Here is a 15,307-nt window from a genome sequence, read left to right as displayed (position 1 = left end):
GGGGATGGGTCATGTCCGTCGACACTGAAACGCGCCAAGGACGTCGCCAGGCCACGAAGCCACCCGGTTCGGACGGCACGGCGATGCGCCGGGCCGGCGACTGGGCCCGCCGGGCCCCGCTGATGCCCGCGCTGGTGTTCATGATCATCGTGACCCAGCTGCCGTTCGTGGTCACCATCGTGGTGTCCTTCATGGACTGGAACGCCTACTACCCGGACGAGCGCGGGTTCGCCGGGGTGGACAACTTCCGCCGGGTGCTGACCGACGCGAACACCCGGAGCGCGATCTGGGTGACGATCGTGCTGACCGCGGGCGTCGTACTCATCAGCCTGGTGCTCGGGCTGCTGATCGCGTTGCTGCTGGACCGCAAGTTCCGTGGCCGGGGCGTGGTCCGGACGATGATGATCACGCCGTTCCTCGTCGTACCGGTGGCGGCTGCCCTGCTGTGGAAGCACGCGCTGTACAACCCGACGTACGGGCTCTTCAACGGGGTGCTGAAGTGGTTGTTCGGTGACAACGCGCCGCAGCCGGACTGGATCAGCAACCAGCCGTTGTGGTCGATCATCTTCGCACTGGTCTGGCAGTGGACGCCGTTCATGATGCTGATCCTGCTGGCCGGGCTGCAGAGCCGTCCGCTGGACGTGATCGAGGCGGCCGGGATCGACGGCGCGAACCAGTGGGAGATCTTCCGCTACATGACGCTGCCGCACCTGCGCCAGTACCTGGAGCTGTCCGCGCTGCTCGGCTCGATCTACGTGGTGCAGAACTTCGACGCCGTCTTCACCATCACCTCCGGTGGCCTGGGTACGGCGAACCTGCCCTACACGATCTACCAGACCTTCTACACCGCGCACGACTACGGCCGGGCCTCCGCGGCCGGCGTGATCGTGGTGATCGGCACCATCGTGATCGCGACGCTCGCGCTGCGGTCGGTGTCCACGCTGTTCCGAGAGGAGACCGGACGATGAGCGGGCAGGTGCAGATGGTCAAGGGACATCGGCGTCGCGGTGGTGGGTGGGCGCTGAGCGGCCTGGCCTGGATCGTGGGCATCCTGTTCGTGCTGCCGGTGCTGTGGATGCTGCTGACCTCGTTCCACTCCGAGGAGGACGCGGCGAAGAACCCGCCGGACATCGCGGCGCCGTTGACGCTGGACGGCTACCGATCGTTCTTCGACACCGGGCCCTGGCCGTCGTTGCTCAACTCGCTGACCGCGAGCATCCTGTCCACGGTGCTGGTGATCCTGCTCGCCTTCCCGGCGGCGTACGCGCTGTCGATCCGGCCGGTGCGGAAGTGGACCGACGTGCTGTTCTTCTTCCTGTCCACCAAGATGCTGCCGGTCGTGGCGGGCCTGCTGCCGATCTACCTGTTCGCCCAGTCGGTCGGGTTCCTGGACAACATCTGGCTGCTGATCATCCTCTACACCTCGATGAACCTGCCGATCGCGGTCTGGATGCTGCGCAGCTTCCTGTCCGAGGTGCCGGTGGAGATCCTCGAGGCGGCGTCGGTCGACGGCGCCAACCTGACCCGCACGCTGCGGTCGGTGGTCGCGCCGGTCGTGACGCCGGGGATCGCGTCGGCGGCGCTGATCTGCTTCATCTTCAGCTGGAACGAGCTCTTGTTCGCCCGGGTGCTGACCGGCACGGTGGCGCAGACGGCCCCGGTGTTCTTGACTGGGTTCGTGACCAGCCAAGGATTGTTCCTCGCCAAAGTCTGTGCCGCGTCCATCGTGGTGTCGCTGCCGGTGCTGATCGCCGGGTTCGCCGCCCAGGACAAGCTCGTCCAGGGCCTGTCGCTGGGGGCGGTCAAGTGACCCTGCTGACCACGGACGCTCTGGATGCTCTCGGCAACGAGGTGGCGGTGCCGGGCTACGACCGTACGGCGGTCCGCCCGGGCATCGTGCACTTCGGGGTCGGCGGCTTCCACCGGGCCCACCAGGCGATGTACCTCGACCGGCTGATGAACGACGGCAAGGCGCTCGACTGGGGCATCGTCGGCGTCGGCGTGCTCCCGCACGACCGGCGGATGTACGACGTCCTGTCCGCCCAGGACCACCTGTACACGCTGGTGATCAAGCACCCGGACGGGACGCTCGAGCCCCGGGTGGTCGGGTCGATCGTGGGCTACCTGTTCGCCCCCGACGACCCGGACGCCGTCCTCGACCGGCTCGTCGACCCGGCGACCCGGATCGTCTCGCTGACGATCACCGAGGGCGGGTACCACGTCAACCAGGTGACCGGGGAGCTGGACACCTCCGACCCGGCGCTCGCCGCCGACCTGGAGCCGGGGGCGACCCCGGGCAGCGCGTTCGGGTTCATCGTCGAGGCGCTGGCCCGGCGGCGGGCGGCCGGCGTGCCGCCGTTCACGGTGATGTCGTGCGACAACATCCCGGGCAACGGGCACGTCGCCCGGAAGATGCTGGCGTCGTTCGCCCGGCTCAAGGACCCGGAGACTGCTGCCTTCCTCGAGTCCGAGGTGCGGTTCCCGAACTGCATGGTGGACCGGATCACGCCGGTCACCGCGGACGCCGACCGGGAGGCGCTGGCGGAGCGGTTCGGGGTCGAGGACGGCTGGCCGGTGGTGTGCGAGCCGTTCACGCAGTGGGTCCTCGAGGACGACTTCGGCGGCGACCGGCCGCCGTACGAGGATGTCGGCGTCCAGATCGTCGGCGACGTCGAGCCCTACGAGCTGATGAAGCTGCGGCTGTTGAACGCGAGCCACCAGGCGCTCTGCTACCTCGGGTACCTGGCCGGCTACCGCTACGCGCACGAGGTGTGCCAGGACAAGCTGTTCGTCGACTTCCTGCTCGGCTACATGGACGTCGAAGGGACGCCGACCCTGCCGCCGGTGCCCGGGGTCGACCTCGACCGGTACAAGCACCAGCTGATCGAGCGGTTCGCGAACCCGGAGGTGCGGGACACGCTGGCGCGGCTGTGTGCGGAGAGTTCCGACCGGATCCCGAAGTGGCTGCTGCCCGTGGTGCGGGAGCAGCTGGCGGCCGGGCGGGAGATCGACCGGTCCGTGCTGGTGGTCGCGTCCTGGGCCCGGTACGCCGAGGCCGTCGACGAGCAGGGTCAGCCGATCGAGGTGGTCGACCGGCTGCGCGACAAGCTGGTGGAGCGGGCACAGCACAACCGCGAGGACCCGCTGGTGTTCATCTCCGACCCGGACCTCTTCGGCGACCTCGCGGCCAACGAGCAGTTCGTCACGCAGTACAAGGCCGCCCTGCAGTCGCTCCACGAGATCGGCGCCCGCGCCACACTCGAAGCGCTCTAGTCTGGGGCCCATGACTGAGCAGAGGCTGGTTGCCGGGGTGGACTGTTCCACGCAGGCGACCAAGGTGGTCGTGTGCGATGCCGAGACCGGTGCGGTACTGCGGGAGGGGCGCGCACCGCATCCGGACGGGACGCAGGTGGACCCTGCCGAGTGGTGGAAGGCGTGGGAGATCGCGTCCGACGGGCTGCTCGACGGGGTCGAGGCGATCTCGATCGGCGGCCAGCAGCACGGGATGGTCCTGCTCGACGAAGCCGGTGAGGTGGTGCACCCCGCCGTACTGTGGAACGACACGTCGTCCGCCGACGCGACGGCTGAGCTGGTGTCTGAGCTCGGTGGGCCCGGTGCGTGGGCTGACGCTGTCGGGTCGGTGCCGGTGCCGAGCTTCACCGTGACCAAGCTGCGCTGGATCCGGGACGCCGACGCCTCCGCTCCGGCGGACGCGGCGCGGCGCGCGGCCGCCGAGCGTGCTGCGGCGGTCGTCCTGCCACACGACTGGATGACGCATCGGCTGGCGGCCGACCGGCAGGGCATCTCCGGGATCACGACGGACCGCGGTGACGCGTCCGGCACCGGGTGGTGGTCGCCGGCGACGAACAGCTACCGCCCGGACCTGGTCGAGCTCGCCTTCGGGCGGTCGCTGGAGCTGCCGCGGGTCGCCGGACCGGCGGAGATCGTCGGCCAGACCGCGACGGGTGCCGCGCTGGCGGCGGGCACTGGTGACAACATGGCGGCCGCGCTCGGGCTGGACCTCCAGCCGGGCGATGTCGCCGTCTCGCTGGGCACGAGCGGTACGGCGTTTGCCCGGTCGGCCGACCCGACTGCGGACCCGAGCGGGCTGGTCGCCGGGTTCGCCGACGCCACCGGCGGCTACCTGCCGCTGGTCTGCACGCTGAACGCCGCCCGCGTCCTGTCCGCCACGGCTGAGCTGCTCGGGATGGACCTCGAGGCGTTCAACGACGCCGCGCTCACGTCGTCCGGCAGCGACGGTCTGGTGCTGCTGCCGTACCTGGACGGCGAGCGTACGCCGGACCTCCCGCACTCGACCGGCCTGATCTACGGCCTCACCCGCGCCACCGCCAAGCCCGCCACGATGGCACGCGCCGCGGTCGAAGGCCTGCTCTGCGGTCTGGCCGACGCGGTCGACGCCCTCCGCGCCCAGGGCCTCCCGGTCCGCCGCATCCTGCTGCTGGGCGGCGCCGCCCGCTCCCGTGCCGTCCAGGCCCTGGCCCCGGCCCTCCTGGGCGCCGAGGTGATCCTCCCCGAACCAGCCGAGTACGTAGCCCTGGGCGCCGCCCGCCAAGCAGCCTGGGCCCTCACCGGCGCCGACACACCACCCACCTGGCAAGTCCCAGCCGGCAAACCCGAGCCCGCCACCCTCACCGACGCCGAAGCCACCAAGATCCGCTCCCTCTACACCCACGTCCTCACCAACACCCACCCCGTCCTCGCCAAGCCCTACAACCGCTAGGAGCCGGCAGTCGGGCGAGTGATCAGAGGCGGGGGCCGAGGGGGTCTTCGTCGGGTGGGACGGGGGTTCGGCGGGTGGTGTTGGTGAGGGAGCGTTCGGGCAGCCAGAGGATGAAGGTGCTGCCTACGCCGACCTCGGAGTGCAGGGCGACGGTGCCGCCGTGGGACTCGGCGATCTGGCGGACGATGGCCAGGCCGAGGCCGGTACGGCGTTGGCCCGTCGACGGGACCGTCGCCGGGTGCTGGCGTTGACCGGAGCGGAAGAACCGGTCGAAGACGCGGTCGGCGTCCTCGGCCGCGATCCCGGGACCTTCGTCGCGTACGGCGATCCACGCCCAGCCGCTGCGGCTCCCGACGGCCAGCACCAACTCACTCCCACCACGAGCGAGCCGGACGGCGTTGGAGAGCAGGTTGTCCACCGCCCGCCGCAGCGCCGACGCGTCCCCGGCCGCGATCGGTCCGGGCGACAGGCGCCGTACGACGTGAAGCTCGCGATCGGCCGCGAGCAGCTCGTACTCCTCGGCCGCCTCGCCCGCGATGGCGGCCAGGTCCACGTCCGCGTCGACGAAGGCCGGTGACGACCGCCGGGCCGACGCGAGCAGGTCCTCGACCAGCCGGGTCATCCGCTGGATCGCCCGGCTGACGATCGCGGTCGCCTGAGCCCGGTCCTCGGCCGTGGTGTCGTCGTGCGCGAGCACGGCGTCCACGTTCGCCTGGATCACCGCCAGCGGGTTGCGCAGCTCGTGCGACGCGTCGTCGACCAGTTGCCGCTGCGACATGAACGCCGACTCGAGCCGGCCGAGCATGTCGTCGACGGTGTCGGCCAGGTTCCGCAGCTCGTCCCGCGGTCCGTCCAGCGCGATCCGGCGGGTCAGGTCGGTGGCCGAGATCTCCTGCGCGGTCGTCGTGATCCGCCGTACCGGACGCAGCGCGCGCCCCGACAACCACCAGCCGGTGCCGAGGCTGACCAGGAGCAGCGCGCCCATGCCGGCGGCCGAGTAGTTCCGCAGCGTCTGCAGGGTCTGGTAGTTCACCGCGGACTCGATCGTCGAGATCTCCGCGGCCTCGATGACGTGCCCCGGCTTGACCTTCAGGTTGCCGTTGGCGTCCTTGTAGACCTTGTTCACCGTGATCGGGCTCAGCGGCTTCGGATCCAGGAACGCCGACAGCGCGACGTACACCCCGCCGAGCAGCAACGCGGACAGCGCGATCAGCACGGCCGAGTAGGTCACCGTGAGCCGGAACCGAATCGTCTGGGTCCACGGCGGGCGCTTGAACTTCATGTCTCACCTCGAAGCCGGTAGCCGCGGCCGATGACGGTTTCCAGAACGGGTTCCTCGCCCTCCTGGGTGAGTTTGCGGCGGAGGGTGCCGACGGTGACGCGGACACTCTGGGTGAACGGGTCCGCGTTCTCGTCCCAGACGTGCTCGAGGAGCTCCTCGGCCGAGACGACGTGACCGGGGCGCGACATCAGGTACCGCAGGACGCCGAACTCCTTCAGGGTCAGCGGGAGCTCGCGGCCGGACCGGGTGGCGAGATGGCGGGACGAGTCGAGCACCAGGTCGCCGACGTGCAGCTGGGTGGTCCCGTTGGTGACGTCGCGGCGCAGCAGGGCGCGGATCCGGGCGAGCAGCTCGACCAGCGCGAACGGCTTGGTCAGGTAGTCGTCCGCGCCCTCGTCGAGCCCGCGGACCCGGTCGGCCAGCGAGGCGCGCGCGGTCAGCATCAGCACCCGCAGCTCGCGGCCGGACGCCACCTCGATCTCACCCCGGCGTACGGCGCGGCACAGGTCCAGGCCGCTGGTGTCCGGCAGGGTGATGTCCAGGATCGCCAGGTCGTACGCCGTGGTCGCGAGCTTCTCCATCGCCTCGGCGCCGGTCGTCGCCGTGTCCACGGCGTAGCCGGCCCGGCCGAGTCCGGAGCGCAGCGCGCTGACCAGGCCTTCCTCGTCCTCCACCACCAGTAGTCGCACGAGACCAAGGTAGCCGGACCGGCCGGGTCGTCCAGCCTGCGCTTTCGGTGGACTTTCGCTCCGCTTTCCGGTCGTTTTCGCGCTCCTTTGATGTGGTGGGGGCCAATCGACCGAAGGAGTTTCTTGATGAACGTCCCAGGTAAGCGGCTCATCCTCGGTACGGCGGTCGCCGCGGCGGCCCTCGGGGTCGGCGGGATCGCGTACGCGACCACCGGCGACCCGGCGCCCGAGCAGGGCTACGTGACCATCGAGGACGGCGCCACCACCCCGTCGCCGAGCACCCCGAACGACGGCACGGCCGGCCGCAACGGCACCGACTGCCCGGAGAAGAACGGCCAGGGCCAGGGGCAGCAGGGCGAGGCGCAGCCGTCGCAGCCCGAGCAGACCCAGCCGGACGCTGCCGAGAACGCATGACAGTGAACCCGGACGGTCCGGGTTCCGGACGGCGCCCGGACCGGGGAGTGGTGGAGCAGACGCCGGCGAGGTGGCCGGACGGCCACAGCCGGCCGGGCCGGCTGGAGGCCGGCGGAAGAGATCACGTGGAGGTAGGTGTGGAGAGGCGTACTGAGGGTGGTGTCCCGGCGGCTTTGCTCGAGCATGCGTTGTTCGAGGTGAAGCGGGTTGTGGTGGGGCAGGACCAGTTGGTGGAGCGGATGCTGGTCGGGCTGCTGGCTCGCGGGCACTGCTTGCTGGAGGGTGTGCCGGGTGTCGCGAAGACGCTGGCGGTGCGGACGCTGGCCGAGGTCATCGGCGGGCAGTTCTCCCGGCTGCAGTTCACCCCGGACCTGGTGCCGGGCGACATCATGGGCACCCGGATCTGGCGCCCGTCGGCGGAGGGTTTCGACACCGAGCTCGGCCCGGTGTTCGCCAACCTCGTGCTGGCCGACGAGATCAACCGCGCGCCCGCCAAGGTGCAGTCGGCGTTGCTCGAGGCAATGGCCGAGAACCAGGTCAGCATCGGCGGCCGGAGCTACAAGTTGCCGGAGCCGTTCCTGGTGCTGGCGACCCAGAACCCGATCGAGTCCGACGGCGTGTACGCGCTGCCCGAGGCGCAGCGGGACCGGTTCCTGCTGAAGATCACGGTGGACTACCCGACCCCGCTCGAGGAGCTCACCATCCTGCAGCGGATGAGCGCGCACCGGCCGCACGCGAACGCCGTGCTCACGCCGGAGCAGGTCGCTCAGTTGCAGGAGGCAACGGACGACGTGTTCGTCCACAACGCGGTGGCGGAGTACGTCGTACGCCTCGTGCATGCGACCCGGGTGCCACAGCAGTACGGGGTCAACGACCTGCAAGGCGTGCTGGAGTTCGGGGTGAGCCCGCGGGCCACGCTCGGCCTGGTCGCCGCCGGGCGGGCGCTGGCGTTGCTGCGCGGCCGGGACTACGTCCTGCCGGCCGATGTGTACGACGTCGCCCTCGACGTCATGGCGCATCGTCTGGTCCTCACCTTCGACGCTCTCGCCGACGGTGTCGACCCGCGGGCCGTGATCTCCCGCATCCTGCACGCCGTCGAGCAACCACACGTCGTCCCCGCGGACGGCGCCCAGGGGTCTGCAGCATGAATGAACCGGGCCCGGACCTGCTCAAGGGCCGGGAGCGGGCGTTGCGGACGCTGGAGCTCTCGGTCAAGCGGAAGCTGGAAGGGTTCCTGCACGGCGAGATCACCGGGCTGCGGAGCGGGCCGGGCAGCGAGCCGAACGAGGCGCGGCCGTACCAGGCCGGCCAGGACGACGTCCGCCGGATGGACTGGAACGTCACGGCTCGCTCGCTCGAACCGCACGTCCGGTCGCCGCTGGCCGAGCGGGAGCTGGAGACCTGGGCGTTGCTCGACGCATCGGCCAGCATGGACTTCGGCACCGCGCTCAGCGAGAAGCGCGATCTCGCCATCGCCGTGGTCGGGGCGGTCGGCCTGCTCGCCGACCGGCCCGGCAACCGGCTGGGTGTCCGCGTCGCCGTCGGTGACCACCTGTCCCGGATCCCCGACGTCGGCGGCGCGGCAGCACTGCGCCGTACCCTGCGCACGCTGTTGTCGTTGCCTAGGGCAACGCCCGGTGAACATCCCGCGGTCGACCTGGGCGCGGCGATCACCCGGTTCAACCGCGAGCATCCCCGGCCCGGGCTGCGGGTGGTCGTCTCGGACTTCCACGACGACACCTGGGCGGACCCACTGCGCCGGCTGGCCGCGCGGCACGAGGTGATCGCCGTCGAGGTGCTCGACCCGCGCGAGCTCGAGCTCCCCGAGGTCGGCCTGCTCACGCTGGTCGACCCGGAGACCGGCCGCCGCCGTGAGGTGCAGACCGCCAGCAAGAGACTGCGGCGCAAGTACGCCGACGTGATGACAGCCAAACGTGAACAGACCGCTCGCGACCTCCGGGCCGCCGGTGCCGCGCACCTCGTGCTGCGCACCGACACCGACTGGGTCCGCGACGTGGCGGCGTTCGCCACCGCCCGCCGCCGGGCGAGCGTCCGCCGGAACCCGATGGGAAGGACCGGAATCCGATGAGATTCGAGCAACCGCTGTGGCTTCTGCTGCTCGGCCTGGTGGTGGCGCTGGTCGCTGCCTACCTGGTCGCCCAGCGGCGCCGCAGCAAGTACGCCGTCCGGTTCGCGACCCTGCCGATGCTGGAGAAGGTCGCGCCGACGCGGCCCGGCTGGCGGCGGCACGCGCCGGCCGTGGCGTTCCTGGCCGCGCTGACCGTGCTGACGATCGCGATCGCCCGGCCGGTCGCCGACATCCGGGTGCCGCGGGAACGCGCCACCGTGCTGGTCGCGATGGACGTCTCCAACTCGATGGCCGCGACCGACGTCGCGCCGAACCGGTTCGAGGTGGCCAAGCAGGCCGCGGTCCAGTTCGTCGAGGAACTGCCGGAGAAGTTCAACGTCGGCCTGGTCTCGTTCGCCCGGACCGCGACCGTGGTCGCGCCGCCGAGCACCAACCACCAGGCGACCGTGGACGCGATCAACAGCCTGACGCTGACCGACAGCACCGCGATCGGTGAGGCCGTGCTGACCAGCCTGCAAGCGGTCCGCACGATCGACCCGGACGACCCGCCGCCGAGCCGGATCGTGCTGCTGTCCGACGGCGGCAACACCTCCGGACGCCCGATCGACGAAGCCGCCGAGGCGGCGGTCCAGGCCGGTGTGCCGGTGTCGACGATCGCGTACGGAACCCCCGAAGGCACCGTGAACCTCGAAGGCCGGAACATCCCGGTCCCCGCCGACAGCGAGGCGTTGCAAGGCCTCGCCGAGGCGACCAGCGGCGACTTCTACGAGGCCGAGAGCGACGAGCAACTGCGCGACGTCTACTCCGACCTGCAGTCGTCGATCGGCTGGACCACCGAACCACGCGAGATCACCAACCTGGTGGCGGGAATCGCCCTCGTCGCGGCGCTGCTTGCCGCGCTGGCCTCGCTGCTCTGGTTCTCCCGCCTGCCCTGAGCAGTGAAGGAGCCATCGATGAGCCCTCATCTCGGTCAACCGTTCCGCGGCCCGCACTACGCGCCCGGTCCACCCCCTGCGGAGCCGCTGCCTGCGGCGGAGCCGCCGTACCCCTTCTCCGTCACCCCGGCTTCCGCTGGGTCGGCTCCCCCCTCTCCGGCCGCGGCACCTCAGGCCGGGGTGACGGTCCAACCCCCTCGTACGGCGGCCCGCCGCGGACGGGTCGTGGTCGCCAGCCTCGCGCTGTCGATCGTGGCCGGCGGGCTGGCCGGCGCGGTGACGGGATCACGTGATCCCGAGACCGCGGCGGTCGAACTGCCCCAGGCGGCCGCGCCTCCCGCGGCCGCGCAGGGCTCGATCACCGCGGCAGCCGCGAGCGTGCTGCCGGGTGTGGTGTCGGTGCGGGCCGGCCGGGCGACCGGGTCCGGGTTTGCGATCGACCAGCAGGGTCACGTGGTGACCAACGCACACGTGGTGGAAGGAGCGAGCGATGTCTCGCTGGTGCTGTCGAACGGGCGCCGGGTCGACGCCGAGATCATCGGGTCGGACGAGGGCAACGACCTCGCCGTACTCCAGGTCTCGACCGCCGACGCCGAGGGACTGCGCGCGCTCACGCTCGGCCGGTCCGCACAGCTGCGGGTCGGCGACCCGGTGCTGGCCGTCGGCTCACCGCTCGGGCTGGAAGGGACGGTGACCGCGGGGATCGTCAGCGCGGTCGACCGGCAGGCGCGGTTCGGCGACAACAACACCCGCCAGTCGGCGATCCAGACCGACGCCGCGATCAACCCGGGCAACTCCGGCGGCCCCCTGGTCAACGCGGCCGGCCAGGTCGTCGGCGTCAACACCGCCATCGCCACCCTCGGCACGTCATCCCGCTCCGGCAACATCGGCATCGGCTTCGCGATCCCGGTGGACCGGATGAAGACCATCGTCGAAGGGCTGATCAACTGACCTGGAGAAGGGCCTCGGCAAGTGCTGTTCGGGCGTAGAGAACGAGGCGTCCCGAGCGGTGCGAGGTGACCAGCCCGGCCGCGCGTAAGGCGCTCAGGTGCTGGGAGGCGCCGCCGGGCGTCAGGCCGGTCCGCGCGGCCAATTCTGTCGTCGATCTCGGGCTGCCGAGCTGGTTCAGCAGCTCGGCCCGGGATCGGCCCAGGACGCCGGCCACGCCGGCCGGCGTCGGGCGCATCGAGTCGTCCCAGAGCGTGGCGACTCCACGAGCCGGGTAGGTGAGCGTCGGCTGCCACGGCGGGATCGTGCTCGAGTACACCGTCGGCCAGACAAACGCCGACGGCGTCAGCAACAATCCTTCACCGGCAAGCCGCCGTACGCCCTGGAAGCGCCGGTGCTTGATGTGCAGCGAGTCGCCGCGCCACCGGACCGACTCGGCGAGGTCGTCGAACAGACCGGCCGGGCCGGCCAGCCCGAACTGCCGGCCGCGATAGCGCAGATCGTCTTCCAGCAGAGCCCGGATCCGCCCCCAGTGGGGCGCGATCGCGAGCTCCCAGTACGTCTGCACCTGCTCGGCGAGCAACGTGGTCCCGGCCGGCGGATCGTCGTACAGACCGGCGACCGCCGTGGACGGGAACTCGTCGGCAGCCGGTAGCCGCCGGGGGAGTTGGGCCTCCGCGAGCGAGCCGAGCGGATGGCTACGCGCATACGCGAGTACGTCGAGATCGGCACGGACCCGTCCGGCCGGGACGCGCCGCAGGGCGCCGAGATCCGCGTCGAGGTCGGAGAACGGGCTCTGCGGCGCCGGGGTGAGGAAGTCCGGGATGTACCAGACGTCCGGATCGACGAGCTCGAACAGCAGCCCGAGGTCGGCGCCCGCGATCCGCTCCCGCGCCGTGCGCGCCCAGCGGTCGTGGAAACGGTCCGGCCGCCGGGTCCTGAGCAGCCGGATGCTCGCGGCCACCTCCCACAGCGGCGACACCGCGATCCGGGTCCGGGCCAGGTCGGCCACGGTGAAGGTGATCGTCAGCATTCAGCTCAGCCTAAATCAATTCAGTTGGCGGGCCGGCGGTCCGAGGGTTGGCGACATGACGATGCGACTCAAGATCGGCGACCTGGACATTCATCGACTCGGCTTCGGCGCGATGCGGCTGACCGGCTACCGGCCGGTGGCCGACCGGGCGGACGCGATCCGCGTCGCCCGGCGGGCAGTGGACCTGGGCGTCGACTTCATCGACACCGCGGACGCGTACGGGATCGGGGCGAACGAGGAGCTGCTCGCCGAAGCCCTGCACCCGTACGGCGACGTGGTGATCGCGACCAAGATCGGGCACACCCGCCCGTCGCCGCGGGAATGGATCCCGTTGGGGCGGCCGGAGTACCTCAGGCAAGCGGCCGAGCTCAGCCTCCGCCGCCTGCGGGTCGAGCGGATCGACCTGCTGCAACTGCACCGCGTCGACCCGGCGGTCCCGTTCGCCGACCAGCTCGGTGCGCTGGCGCAGCTCGTCGACGAGGGCAAGGCGCGGTACGTCGGCCTGTCCGAGGTGACCGTGGACCAGCTACGGGAAGCGCGGCGGCATGTCGAGGTCGTCAGCGTCCAGAACCGCTACAACCTGACGGATCGCGAGCACGAGCCCGTGCTGGAGTACTGCACCGCCGAGGGAATCGCCTTCATCCCTTGGGTCCCGATCGCGCTCGGCGAGCATGCCGCATCGCGGGCACTGGCGCAGATCGCGGCCGAGACCGGCGCCACCGCCGCGCAGCTGTCGCTGGCATGGCTCCTGCACAGGTCGCCGGTCGTGGTGCCGATCCCGGGCACGAGCTCCGAAACCCACCTGGCCGAGAACGTCGCGGCGGCGGGCCTGCGCCTGACTGCCGGCCAACTGGCCCGGCTGGACGGCTTCAGCGGCTGAACGGCGTGTAACGGGTGACGGCTCTACAGTTGGTGAATGGTGTTCTTCGGTGGACTGCTGGGCCTGATCGGGCTGGCGACCCTGGTGTTTCGCGATGGCGAGATCGGCGGGTTGCCGGCGGTCGGGGTCGGCGTGGGCCTGCTGGTCGTCGGGGCCGCGGTGGCCGGGCTGGGCGTCGTACGGCGCCGGCGGCTGAAGCGCCGGCGGGCGGAGCGGGGTGAGCCGGAGCCGGTCGGGGACGTGTTCGAGCGGGCTCGTGCGCTGCCGCGGCTGCTGCGTGCCGCGCGGCGCGGCGACTATCCCGGGTTGCCCACCAGCCGGATGGCGCTGTGGGGCCTGGCTGTGGTCTACCTGATCTCGCCGATCGACGTGCTCCCGGAGTTGCTGCCGCTGCTCGGGATCGCGGACGACGCGGGCGTCGCGGTGTGGCTGCTCACGAGCGTGTCGACCGCGACGGGCCTCTACCTTCGTCATGAGCGCGATCACCAGCGAGCCAATCCGTGATGTCGGCCGCGGCCTCTTCGGGATGCTCGTAGGCGAAGAGCTGCAACGGATCAGCGGGCGGCGCCGACTCGGTGAGCCGCGCGGCCGCGGCGAGAAGCTGCCGGGCGGACGCCAGCACGAGCTCCGCCTGCGCGACCGCCTCTCCCGGGTCGTCCAACGTCACCGCCGCCCGCGCAAGATCGGCGACTTCACACGCCTGGTAAGCCATCGCAAGCTGAGCCCGGTTCATCCGAACCCCCGCAACCACGGCACCGCGGCCTCGAATGATGCTGACGGCAACAGCAGCAGGCCGGCGCCGGGCGCGTTGCCGGGCAGCAGGGCGACGGTCGTGGGCATCAGCACCCTTCGAGGATCACGGGTTGGTTGGTGCTCCACAATGCGTGATACCCGTAGTCAGCCTAAGGCTGAGGCGTAGGCTGGGGTCGTGCGGTACGACTTGGATGACCTCCGGCTGTTCTCGCATGTGGCGGCAGAGGGGTCGATTACTGCTGGTGCGCGGGTGATGCACCTGAGTCTGCCTTCGGCTAGCGCGCGGGTCAGGGCGCTCGAGGCGCAGGCCGGCGTACCGCTGCTGATCCGCGAGCGCCGCGGCGTCCGGCTCACCCCGGCGGGCGCCACCCTGGCCCGGCACGCCCGCGAGGTGCTCGCCCAGACCACCCGCCTCGACAGCGCGGTCGCGTCGTACGCCGTCTCCCGGACCGCGCCGATCCGCCTGGTCGCCGGCGGGTCCGCGATGCACCAGCTCGTGCCCGCCGCGCTCGCCACGTTCCTGCGCGACCATCCCGAGTACGACGTGAACGTGAGCGAACGCCGGACGATCCGCAGCGTCCGCCTGCTCGCCTCCGGGGAGGCCGACCTCGGCGTGATCCTGGACGACGAGCCCACCAGCCTCCGCACCGAACCGCTCGCCGACGACTCCCTGGTCGTGATCGGCCAGGCCGGCGGGGTCCTGTCCGGCCGCACCTCGATCGCGTACGCCGAGGTCGCCGAACATCCCCTGGTCGGCCTCGACCGCGGCTCACCCCTGACCCAGTGGATGGACGACCGCCTCGGCCCACACGCCCCGGCCCCGCGCTACCGGACCCTCGTCCCCACCCTGCACACCCTGATCACCCTCGCCACCGCGGGCGCCGGCCTGGCGATCGTCCCGCGCCGGGCCGTCGACGCCAACACCGCCGTGGAGATCTGCCCGCTGCAGGACTCGTGGTCGACCCGGGCCCACCTGCTCTGCTACGCGGCGAACGCCCCCGAGTCCGCCCACCTGCTGGCGGCCCACCTGCACGCCGCGGCAACCCGCTAGCGTGCAGACATGACCGACGAGGCCATTCCCCTGCAGGCGTTCAGTGCGTTGCTCCACAGCGAGAACGTCGCGACCGTCTGCAGAGCTTTGAACATGTACCAGGTGGCCGCGTCGTACACGCGGTTGTCGGGAGGGAATCCGCTGGAGCCGCTCGGTGGTGAAGTGCGGCTGGTTGCCCGGGAGGTGTTGTCACGTCCGCCGGTGGCGGGTGACGCGGAGATGCGGGCGGCGTTCGATCACCTCAGTGCGCTCAATGTCCTCACGAGTCTCGCTGAGGCCGACGACGCGGAGTTGATCGCGGACGTGCTCGAAGGCACCGCGGACGCGGATGTCCGGGCGACGGCTCTGCTGGCGGCGGCCGCCGTACCGGCTGATCCGGGGGCGCGGCTGACCGGGGTGCTCGATGCGATGACACAGGACGAGGCGCTCGACGAGCGGGACCGGGCTCGGGCGCAGGCCGTGCGGGCCAAGCTGGCTGGTGGGCTTGGGTAG

The 15,307-nt window shown here is 71.2% G+C and carries 16 protein-coding genes; 13 read left to right on the top strand and 3 right to left on the bottom strand.

The features are described 5' to 3' along the window. Positions 1–11: 11 nt before the first annotated feature. From ACWCOV_RS03435 to ACWCOV_RS03420, 4 genes are read left to right on the top strand one after another with little or no spacing between them, the layout of a single operon-like run. A complete protein-coding gene (locus tag ACWCOV_RS03435) occupies positions 12–968 on the top strand; it encodes a carbohydrate ABC transporter permease (protein ID WP_449827619.1) in 957 nt (318 codons plus the stop codon). Then, entirely contained in the window at positions 965–1,810 is an 846-nt protein-coding gene (locus ACWCOV_RS03430; protein WP_449827618.1) for a carbohydrate ABC transporter permease, read from the top strand. Before ACWCOV_RS03435 ends, ACWCOV_RS03430 begins: the two co-directional genes overlap by 4 nt. After that, a complete protein-coding gene (locus ACWCOV_RS03425; protein ID WP_449827617.1) occupies positions 1,807–3,273 on the top strand; it encodes a mannitol dehydrogenase family protein in 1,467 nt (488 codons plus the stop codon). Before ACWCOV_RS03430 ends, ACWCOV_RS03425 begins: the two co-directional genes overlap by 4 nt. 10 nt (positions 3,274–3,283) lie before the next feature. Then, positions 3,284–4,741: an FGGY family carbohydrate kinase gene (locus ACWCOV_RS03420; RefSeq protein ID WP_449827616.1), complete on the top strand. Its 1,458-nt coding sequence runs from the start codon at positions 3,284–3,286 to the stop codon at positions 4,739–4,741. Between the two features lie 22 nt (positions 4,742–4,763). Here ACWCOV_RS03420 and ACWCOV_RS03415 read toward each other — a convergent pair whose 3' ends face one another. Together ACWCOV_RS03415 and ACWCOV_RS03410 are read right to left on the bottom strand one after the other, a co-directional pair. Continuing rightward, positions 4,764–6,023, bottom strand: coding sequence for a sensor histidine kinase (locus ACWCOV_RS03415; RefSeq protein ID WP_449827615.1), 1,260 nt, complete (start codon positions 6,021–6,023; stop codon positions 4,764–4,766). Continuing rightward, a complete protein-coding gene (locus ACWCOV_RS03410) occupies positions 6,020–6,712 on the bottom strand; it encodes a response regulator transcription factor (protein ID WP_449827614.1) in 693 nt (230 codons plus the stop codon). Before ACWCOV_RS03410 ends, ACWCOV_RS03415 begins: the two co-directional genes overlap by 4 nt. A 126-nt stretch (positions 6,713–6,838) precedes the next feature. On the opposite strand from ACWCOV_RS03410, the gene ACWCOV_RS03405 reads away from it, so the two are divergent. The 5 genes from ACWCOV_RS03405 to ACWCOV_RS03385 all read left to right on the top strand — a co-directional run bounded on the left by ACWCOV_RS03405 (position 6,839) and on the right by ACWCOV_RS03385 (position 11,101). After that, entirely contained in the window at positions 6,839–7,126 is a 288-nt protein-coding gene (locus ACWCOV_RS03405) for a hypothetical protein (protein ID WP_449827613.1), read from the top strand. Between the two features lie 137 nt (positions 7,127–7,263). Next, entirely contained in the window at positions 7,264–8,274 is a 1,011-nt protein-coding gene (locus tag ACWCOV_RS03400; RefSeq protein ID WP_449827612.1) for an AAA family ATPase, read from the top strand. Beyond that, positions 8,271–9,215: a DUF58 domain-containing protein gene (locus ACWCOV_RS03395; RefSeq protein ID WP_449827611.1), complete on the top strand. Its 945-nt coding sequence runs from the start codon at positions 8,271–8,273 to the stop codon at positions 9,213–9,215. Before ACWCOV_RS03400 ends, ACWCOV_RS03395 begins: the two co-directional genes overlap by 4 nt. Further along, complete coding sequence (locus ACWCOV_RS03390; RefSeq protein WP_449827610.1) at positions 9,212–10,150, top strand: VWA domain-containing protein; 939 nt, start codon at positions 9,212–9,214, stop codon at positions 10,148–10,150. Before ACWCOV_RS03395 ends, ACWCOV_RS03390 begins: the two co-directional genes overlap by 4 nt. A gap of 18 nt (positions 10,151–10,168) precedes the next feature. Next, entirely contained in the window at positions 10,169–11,101 is a 933-nt protein-coding gene (locus ACWCOV_RS03385) for a S1C family serine protease (RefSeq protein ID WP_449827609.1), read from the top strand. Here the strand turns inward: ACWCOV_RS03385 and ACWCOV_RS03380 are convergent. Continuing rightward, on the bottom strand, positions 11,094–12,131 hold the full coding sequence (locus tag ACWCOV_RS03380) for a DUF5937 family protein (RefSeq protein WP_449827608.1): 1,038 nt from the start codon (positions 12,129–12,131) through the stop codon (positions 11,094–11,096). The genes ACWCOV_RS03385 and ACWCOV_RS03380 overlap by 8 nt on opposite strands. 55 nt (positions 12,132–12,186) lie before the next feature. Here ACWCOV_RS03380 and ACWCOV_RS03375 point away from each other — a divergent pair, with 55 nt between their 5' ends. The 4 genes from ACWCOV_RS03375 (at position 12,187) to ACWCOV_RS03360 (ending at position 15,307) form a co-directional block, all read left to right on the top strand. Beyond that, on the top strand, positions 12,187–13,011 hold the full coding sequence (locus tag ACWCOV_RS03375; RefSeq protein ID WP_449827607.1) for an aldo/keto reductase: 825 nt from the start codon (positions 12,187–12,189) through the stop codon (positions 13,009–13,011). A 36-nt stretch (positions 13,012–13,047) separates the two neighbouring features. Next, positions 13,048–13,515 (top strand): YkvA family protein, encoded by a 468-nt coding sequence (locus ACWCOV_RS03370; RefSeq protein WP_449827606.1) that lies wholly within the window; start codon positions 13,048–13,050, stop codon positions 13,513–13,515. 424 nt (positions 13,516–13,939) lie between these two features. Beyond that, on the top strand, positions 13,940–14,815 hold the full coding sequence (locus ACWCOV_RS03365; protein WP_449827605.1) for a LysR family transcriptional regulator: 876 nt from the start codon (positions 13,940–13,942) through the stop codon (positions 14,813–14,815). A 9-nt stretch (positions 14,816–14,824) separates the two neighbouring features. After that, positions 14,825–15,307 carry a hypothetical protein gene (locus ACWCOV_RS03360; protein ID WP_449827604.1) on the top strand — a complete coding sequence of 161 codons (483 nt, stop codon included), beginning with the start codon at positions 14,825–14,827 and terminating at the stop codon, positions 15,305–15,307.

This window comes from Kribbella sp. NPDC002412 (assembly GCF_053592935.1).
This window is presented reverse-complemented; position numbering and strand designations above follow the sequence as displayed.

Bases quoted from the DNA above. Each gene is read 5' to 3' on its own strand.
- ACWCOV_RS03420 (WP_449827616.1), top strand. From the start codon at position 3,284: ATGACTGAGCAGAGGCTGGTTGCCGGGGTGGACTGTTCCACGCAGGCG.
- ACWCOV_RS03415 (WP_449827615.1), bottom strand. From the start codon at position 6,023: ATGAAGTTCAAGCGCCCGCCGTGGACCCAGACGATTCGGTTCCGGCTC.
- ACWCOV_RS03385 (WP_449827609.1), top strand. From the start codon at position 10,169: ATGAGCCCTCATCTCGGTCAACCGTTCCGCGGCCCGCACTACGCGCCC.
- ACWCOV_RS03435 (WP_449827619.1), top strand. From the start codon at position 12: ATGTCCGTCGACACTGAAACGCGCCAAGGACGTCGCCAGGCCACGAAG.
- ACWCOV_RS03370 (WP_449827606.1), top strand. From the start codon at position 13,048: ATGGTGTTCTTCGGTGGACTGCTGGGCCTGATCGGGCTGGCGACCCTG.
- ACWCOV_RS03430 (WP_449827618.1), top strand. From the start codon at position 965: ATGAGCGGGCAGGTGCAGATGGTCAAGGGACATCGGCGTCGCGGTGGT.
- ACWCOV_RS03395 (WP_449827611.1), top strand. From the start codon at position 8,271: ATGAATGAACCGGGCCCGGACCTGCTCAAGGGCCGGGAGCGGGCGTTG.
- ACWCOV_RS03405 (WP_449827613.1), top strand. From the start codon at position 6,839: ATGAACGTCCCAGGTAAGCGGCTCATCCTCGGTACGGCGGTCGCCGCG.
- ACWCOV_RS03360 (WP_449827604.1), top strand. From the start codon at position 14,825: ATGACCGACGAGGCCATTCCCCTGCAGGCGTTCAGTGCGTTGCTCCAC.
- ACWCOV_RS03375 (WP_449827607.1), top strand. From the start codon at position 12,187: ATGACGATGCGACTCAAGATCGGCGACCTGGACATTCATCGACTCGGC.
- ACWCOV_RS03390 (WP_449827610.1), top strand. From the start codon at position 9,212: ATGAGATTCGAGCAACCGCTGTGGCTTCTGCTGCTCGGCCTGGTGGTG.
- ACWCOV_RS03380 (WP_449827608.1), bottom strand. From the start codon at position 12,131: ATGCTGACGATCACCTTCACCGTGGCCGACCTGGCCCGGACCCGGATC.